A 7,383-nucleotide genomic window follows, 5' to 3' on the forward strand; every position below is an offset into this window, starting at 1 on the left:
AAGCGGGATGGGGGAGATGAGGAGGATGAGGGGGTGAATTTTTCCCCGTCTCCCCGTGTCAGTCAACCGAGCGATCGCAAGTTAGTATCATTTACCAGCAGGACACAATTTTCGACGACTTTATAAAGTTTTGTAAAAAAAATCTGGATATTGCAGAAAAGCCTGAATATTCTCCTGATGAATAAATAGGGGCTGACAACTTTCATACAGTAAAGTGTCTTTGTCCCTATCCTGGGTAAACTTTTGACCATTTGGTTAGTGTTGATTTTTATCAGCAATTACCCAGAGTGAGCTTAACTCCTGTTGCTTTGTAAGAGGGAATTTCTGATATGACTCAAAGCTGGAAAAATTGGAGTTGGAAATTAGGGCTTGGAATCGCTGTAGCTACGAGTGCGATTTGCTCCTGTGGATATTACGCTATGGCTGAGAATACGAAAACACCGTTCCCCCTTATATCATGGACACTGGGACGACCGAAGGTGCAGATAAATCCCCCGGTTCCATGGGGGGCAAACAAATTACGCTTCAAATCTATAAGGTCAGACGCCCCTGCAAACAATTCTTCATCAGGCAAAATATACATATACATCCAAGACTATAATGTCACTTCTGATCCGTACCCTATTAATCCGGGACAAGAAGTTCAACTTGGTATGGATATATGTTTTAACAATACATTAACCGTTGAACTTGATTACCAGATCAACCAAGAAGAGCCACAAATTGTAGGTCACAAACCAGTTTCAAGCTCTTCTTCGTCGCCGCTTGTATTTGATGGCATAAGCAACGGTGCACCCTACACGCTGAACTACGAAGTTGTGCCGGGAGGCTGCTAACACTAGTCATAACTGTAACATTCGACATTTTGTAGGTGGGGCTATGCCCTACGTACGACCGTTAAATCATTACGCAATTGTGCAACACCGTTCAGGGCAGCAATAACTGTAACATTAGAGGCAAGTAGCATCGTGAGACAGTACATTCTCGGCTTCTTTTTTGTTAGCGGAATTAGCTTCTGCTGTCTAACCACTATAGACTCTACTCAGGCTCAACAACAGGAAATCGTCCCGGATGCAACCCTACCTAATAATTCTGTCGTCAATTTCTCGAACAACATCAGCACTATCACTGAGGGAACTGTAGCAGGTCGGAACCTGTTTCATAGCTTTGGGCAATTCAACATTAAGGAAGGAAACAAAGCCGATTTCGTTAGTCCTAGCGCGGCTATCCAAAACATTTTAGTTCGGGTAACGGGTGGTAGCCGTTCCGAGATTATGGGAACTCTGAGTACCTCTGGGTTTTCCAATCCCAACTTGTTTGTGATTAATCCTAATGGGATAGTCTTTGGACCTAATGCCAGTTTGGACCTTCGTGGTTCATTTGTGGCGACGACAGCCAATGCGATCGCCTTTGGCAATCAAGGCTTTTTCAGTGCTTCTGCGCCAAACAATCCTGCATTACTGACGGTGAATCCTTCTGCTTTTCTATTCAATCAAATTGCGAATCAGCCAATTAATTCTATTGAACACAGAGGTGTTTTATCCGTTGATAATGGTCAGAGTTTGTTGTTGCTGGGCGGCGAAGTGAGATTGGATGGCGGGAAGTTGAATGCTTTGGGTGGTCGAGTCGAGTTGGGAGGAGTGGCGTCCGAGGGAACAGTAGGGCTAAATTTTGATAGCAACAATCTGCGGCTGAGTTTTCCCAATAGCTTAGCACGAGCCGATGTATCGCTCACAAACGGAGCTTTTCTGGATGTAAGCGCAAAAGGTGGGGGTAGTATTGCAGTCAATGCTCGGAATTTAGGGATTTCGGGAGAAAGTACCCTGAAAGCTGGGATAAACTCAGTTGGTACTCAGGCGGGAGATATCAAGCTTGATGCTACAGACAGGATGACAATTGCAAATAATAGCAAAATCTTTAATGATGTTGGAAGTCGGTTTTCTCCTCAAGCCGTTGGAAATACTGGCAGTATCGATATTAAGGCTGGGTCGCTGTCGTTAAACAATGCCACCCTCAGTGCCAGCACTTACGGAAAGGGGAATGCTGGAGGGGTATTTCTTCAAGCTAATAATTCTGTAGATATTGCAAATAGTTCGCTCTTCAGCGATGTGAATCCTAGAGCCGTGGGCAATACTGGTGGCGTTAATATCAAGGCTGGGTCGGTCTCCTTAACTAATGACGCTCAATTAAATGCCAAAATTTTGGGACAAGGGGACACCGCAGGGGTATTTGTGCAAGCTAATAATTCTGTAGATATTGCAAGGAGTGTTATCAATACTAAAGCAGAGGTAACAGGGGCTGGCAAGACTGGTGACATCAACATCCAAGCTGGGGACATATTCTTAACCAATGGCACATTCGACACCAGTACTTTTGGACAAGGGCGTGCTGGGGATGTGATGATTAATGCTCGAAATACTGTCTCTTTTGACAATAGCTTTATCTTCAGCGATACCTCTGGATCAGGCTATGGTGGCACCATCGATATCAAAGCTAGGGAGCTATCCTTAACCAATGGTGCTGAACTATTGTCTAGAACCACTGGAGAAAACAAGGGGGGAAATATTCAAATCAATGCTTCTGAATCTGTCAGCATTTCTGGGGTCAATCCAGATCCAGATAAAGGAAATTTGATTAGTGGGTTGATTACTAGCAGTGAGGGAAAAGCTACTGGTCAGGGTGGTGATATCAGTATCACTACTGGGAGCTTGAGCGTATCAGATGGAGCGGTTGTGAGTGCGCGAAGTACGAGCGCTGGTCGTGGAGGCAATATCACTGTTAACACGAATACCCTTGAGCTTACTGGTGGTGGACAACTCCTTACCAGCGCCTTCAGCAGTGGAAATGCAGGTAACATCACTGTCAACGCCAGTGACAGGGTTAGTATCTCTGGTAGCAATCCTACCTTCAATGCCCGGGTTGACCGATATGGTGTACGATTAATTGATAATGATAGTCCTAATAGTGGCTTGTTTGCTCGCGTTACAGGTAACGCAACTGCCGATGCAGGCAACATCGAAGTTACCACTCGCTCCATTAATCTTGACAACCAAGGAACCATCACAACTGAGACGAAATCGGGCGAAGGTGGAGATATAGCTCTCAAGGCTAGAGATATCGTATTACGTAACAACAGCAACATCACTGCCAGCGCTGGTACTGCACAAGCAGGTGGGAATGGCGGCAATATTAAGATCGACACTGACGTATTAGTGTCTGCAAAGAATAGCGACATCACTGCCAATGCTTTCGAGGGAAAGGGGGGTAATATCCGCATCAATACTCAAGGACTCTTTCTTTCGCCTGATAGTGACATCACCGCCAGTTCTGAACGTGGGATAGCTGGTGTCGTAGAAATCAACACGCCCGATGTTGACCCCACTAGTGGGTTAGTCAATTTACCAGAAGCCCCGCCAGCTGATACTCGGCTGGCACAGGGTTGTCAAGCGGGTGGAAGTCAACAGCACAACCAATTTATCATCACTGGGCGTGGCGGATTACCGCCCAGTCCTTTGGAAATGTTGACACCTGACGCTGTACAAGTAGATTTGGTGACACTCAAACCTGAGCGTGAAAACCGAAAGAATGCAAATGTTACCAGCACAACTACCGCCACACCAGAAACCATCGTAGAAGCTACTGGGTGGGTGGTAAATGCTAAAGGAGAGGTCGTCCTCATTGCTCATGCGCCCACTGTCACGCCTCATAGTTCTTGGCAGACGTCTCCTAAGTGCGATGCAAAATAGATGAGGGAGATGAGGGGGATGAGGGGGATGAGGGTTCGTAGTTGGCGCTTTAGCGAAGACAGCGCTTACTACAAACCACTAATAAATAACTTAAGGTATTAATATCACCGGAAAAGCAAGCATAAACGCTGTAATTACGTATATCTTTGGAAGCAAGGATATAAAAAATATTTAGATTACAAGCTTTATGGCAGTAGATTTACGAAAGTTTTTTGAAGCCACAGACCCCAGCCGGACTCTGGTTGTTAACAATACGCAGGATAAGAAGTATTACATTGACTTTTCCTCGGTGCGCGGCGGAGATATTATCGGCAAACTGAAGCAGAAAATTACGTTTTTCAAGCCGAATGACCCTACCTGCACTCTATTTACTGGGCATATTGGCTGTGGCAAATCTACAGAATTGCTGAGGCTGCAACTAGAACTGGAAGCAGATGGCTTTCATGTAGTCTATTTTGAGTCTAGCGAAGATTTGGAAATGACTGATGTGGATATTGCTGATGTGCTGCTGGCGATCGCCCGTCGTGTCAGTCAAAGTTTGGAGAAACTCAACCTTGAGGAACCCAGCAGGCTAAAGGAGTTACTCCAAGGTGCAGTCAGGGTTTTAAACGCTGAGGTGACAGGACTAAAACTCAAAGTTCTCAATGTTGGTGATTTTGGTGTTACCTCTGAAAAAGAAAAGTTTACTCTGGCTTTTGGAATTGGGGAAATCACGACTAAGGCTAAGAGTGACGCAACGCTGCGCGAAAAACTCAATCAGTATCTCGGACCACAAAAAATTAAACTGTTAGACGCGATTAATAAGGAATTGCTAGAACCCGCTATAACCAAACTGAAACAGCAGGGCAAAAAAGGTCTTGTGGTGATTGTGGATAATCTTGACCGAATTGATAATCGCCCGAAGCCGTGGGGGCGTCCGCAACAGGAATACTTGTTTGTGGATCAGGGTGAGTATCTGACCAAGTTGAATTGTCATATGGTGTATACAATGCCACTTGCCCTGAAGTTTTCCAATGACTATGGAACGCTGACACAGCGATTTTTGGAAGACCCCAGGGTGTTGCCGATGGTACCCGTACAATGGTCAGATGCCAGTATTCATGAAGAAGGAATGGCGCTGATCCAGGAGATGGTACTGGCAAGAGCTTATCCTGACTTGCGACCAGACCAGCGTCTCAGTAATATTACTTTTATATTTGACCGCAAAGCAACACTTGAGCATTTGTGTAGAATGAGTGGTGGTCATGTCCGCGACTTGCTGAGGCTGCTGAATACATGGATTATGGAGGAAATGTCACTTCCTCTGACTCGTGATACTTTGGACAACGTAATTCGCGCGCGTCGCAATGAAATGACAATGCCCATTTCTGATGATGAGTGGGAATTGCTACGTCATGTTAAGCAAAGGAAAAAAGTGAGCGATGATCAGGGATACCAAAAGTTGATCCGCAGCCGGTTTGTTTTTGAATATCGCGATCGCGGCGAGTCTTGGTTTGATGTCAATCCGATTTTGGCAGAGGCGAGAGAGTTGAGCGGCTGAGTAAAGAGTTGGGGGGAGAAAATAATGATTCATGATAATATGTCCGTCTCATTGCCCACAATCAAAGAACCCCACCCCTAACCCCTCCCCGCAAGCGGGGAGGGGAACTTTGGCGTTAGCCAAAGTGGGGTGGGGTTCTGCGGCGCGTTTGGTTCATCAAACAGACACGATATGACAAAATGACTAATGACAAATCAGAAGATGTCCGTGTCAACAACGATCGCTCATTGCAACAACTGACTTGGGCGATTGAGGCTTCTGTTGGACACTTTAAGCTGATTCTGGCACGGTGTAATTATGCCAGTTCGCGCAGGCGGTTGGTAGAACGGTTACGCGAAATCTCCAAGGTTGAAATTCGCGTCTTGGTTCTCAAGGAATCTGACAGAACTCTCTACACGGCAATTCGTGAGGAATTCGGGGAGGATGTACAAGCCTTAATGGTTTTGGGTTTAGAATCAGTGCGGAATCTCGACCAAATGCTGATTACTGCAAATCAGGTACGCGAAGAGTTCCGCAATCATTTTCCTTTCCCTATAGTGTTGTGGATTAATGATGAAGTCCACAAGCAACTGATGCAGTTTGCTCCTGATTTGGAAAGTTGGGCAACGACTAGAAATTTTGCAATTGCTGCTGATGAATTGATTGGGTTTTTGCAAGAAACAGCAGAGCAATTATTGACTGGTGATTTCAGCTTGACTTTAGAAAAATGTTCGGAGATTAAATTAGCTTGGCAAGATTTGCAAAATTCTGGACAAGTTCTAGAGCCAGAAGCAAAAGCGAGAATTGAATATTTATTGGGATTAACTGAATATATTGATAACCGCTTAGATAATGCTCTGGAATATTATCAAGGAAGTTTGGCTTTTTGGCAGCGAGATAATGATTTAGTATGGCAAGGCAAAGTTCTGAGCGATATCACTTTATGTTATTACGAAAAAGCTAGGCAACATAAAACAAATCAACCACAGACTGTAGAGACGCGCTATGGCGCGTCTCTACATAACAACACGGAGCATCCTGATTGGCAACAAACCAGAAATTATCTTCAGCAAACTCTCCAAGTTTTAGAAGCGGCTCAACGTCCAGATTTAGTTGCTCATTTGCTTGACAAATTTGGCGTTATTCTGCGTGATTTACAAGATTGGCAGCATTTTAAAACGTTGGCAGAGCAAGCTTTGCAAGTTCATGAGTCTGAAGGAAACTTGCTTAAGATATCTCAAGATTATGGGTTTTTAGCTGAAGTTGCTGTGGCAAATAAGAAATGGCAAGATGCCAAAAAATTAGCGGAGAAAGCATTAGAAGTTTTATCTACGGCTAATAAGTCAGCGCAGCGTGCGCGTAGCGCTTATTCTAATCACCAGGAATTTTTATTAATTCTCGCGCAAGCCGAACAAAAGCTAGGCGACGAACAAGCGGCTATCAGTCATTTAGAAGCAGCCAGAAAGAGAGGTATCTATGACAATGATCCGCAACTTTATATCAATATATTAATAAATTTACGCAGTTTATATTTAAACCAAAAGCAATATTTAGAAGCTTTTAAAATTAAGCAAGAAAGACTTTCAATAGAACAGCAATTTGGGTTGCGGGCGTTTATCGGCGCGGGTAGGTTACAAGCAACAAGACAAGCAAATTTATCCCCAATTGTAGAGACGCGCCATGGCGCGTCTCTACAGGATGTCGCCCCAGAAATTAGCGCTTCTGGTCGTTTGCGAGATGTAGAACGTTTGATTGAACGCATCGGTCGCCCTGATTATAAATTGATAGTGATTCATGGACACTCAGGAGTTGGCAAAAGTTCGCTGGTGAATGCAGGACTTGTACCAGCTTTGAAAAACAAAGCGATCGGCATTCAAGATAATTTGGTTGTCGTAGTGCGAGTTTACACCAATTGGCTCGATGAGTTGGGATGGCAGATAGTAGAAGCGTTGAGAGAAATGGGGAGATGGGTTGATGACACGCAAACTTCAGCTTCAGATACTCACGCGCCAGCTTCAGATACTCAAGCGCCAATCTCAGATACTCAAGCGCCAGTCTCGGATACTCAACCGCGAGTATCAAACACTCAACCGCGAGTATCAAACACTCAACCGCGAG

At 44.8% G+C, this 7,383-nt stretch carries 3 protein-coding genes and 1 pseudogene; all 4 read left to right on the forward strand.

What is annotated here, in order from left to right; translation table 11 throughout:
• The first annotated feature begins 329 nt into the window (after nt 1-329).
• Entirely contained in the window at nt 330-836 is a 507-nt protein-coding gene (locus tag ACM0OZ_RS31275; RefSeq protein WP_414586718.1) for a hypothetical protein, read from the forward strand.
• 132 nt (nt 837-968) lie between these two features.
• Nucleotides 969-3,746: a filamentous hemagglutinin N-terminal domain-containing protein gene (locus ACM0OZ_RS31280; RefSeq protein ID WP_414586719.1), complete on the forward strand. Its 2,778-nt coding sequence runs from the start codon at nt 969-971 to the stop codon at nt 3,744-3,746.
• A 187-nt stretch (nt 3,747-3,933) separates the two neighbouring features.
• The gene (locus ACM0OZ_RS31285; RefSeq protein WP_414586720.1) at nt 3,934-5,286 is read left to right on the forward strand and encodes a P-loop NTPase fold protein; all 1,353 of its coding nucleotides are present in this window, start codon (nt 3,934-3,936) and stop codon (nt 5,284-5,286) included.
• A 179-nt stretch (nt 5,287-5,465) separates the two neighbouring features.
• Nucleotides 5,466-7,383: pseudogene (locus ACM0OZ_RS31290) on the forward strand (ribosome assembly protein 4); the annotation flags it as partial.

This window comes from Scytonema sp. PCC 10023 (assembly GCF_963920835.1).
GTDB lineage: Bacteria > Cyanobacteriota > Cyanobacteriia > Cyanobacteriales > Nostocaceae > Kalymmatonema.

What these genes read in the sequence shown, in the direction of transcription:
- ACM0OZ_RS31275 (WP_414586718.1), top strand. Translation starts at nt 330, where the DNA reads ATGACTCAAAGCTGGAAAAATTGGAGTTGGAAATTAGGGCTTGGAATC.
- ACM0OZ_RS31285 (WP_414586720.1), top strand. Translation starts at nt 3,934, where the DNA reads ATGGCAGTAGATTTACGAAAGTTTTTTGAAGCCACAGACCCCAGCCGG.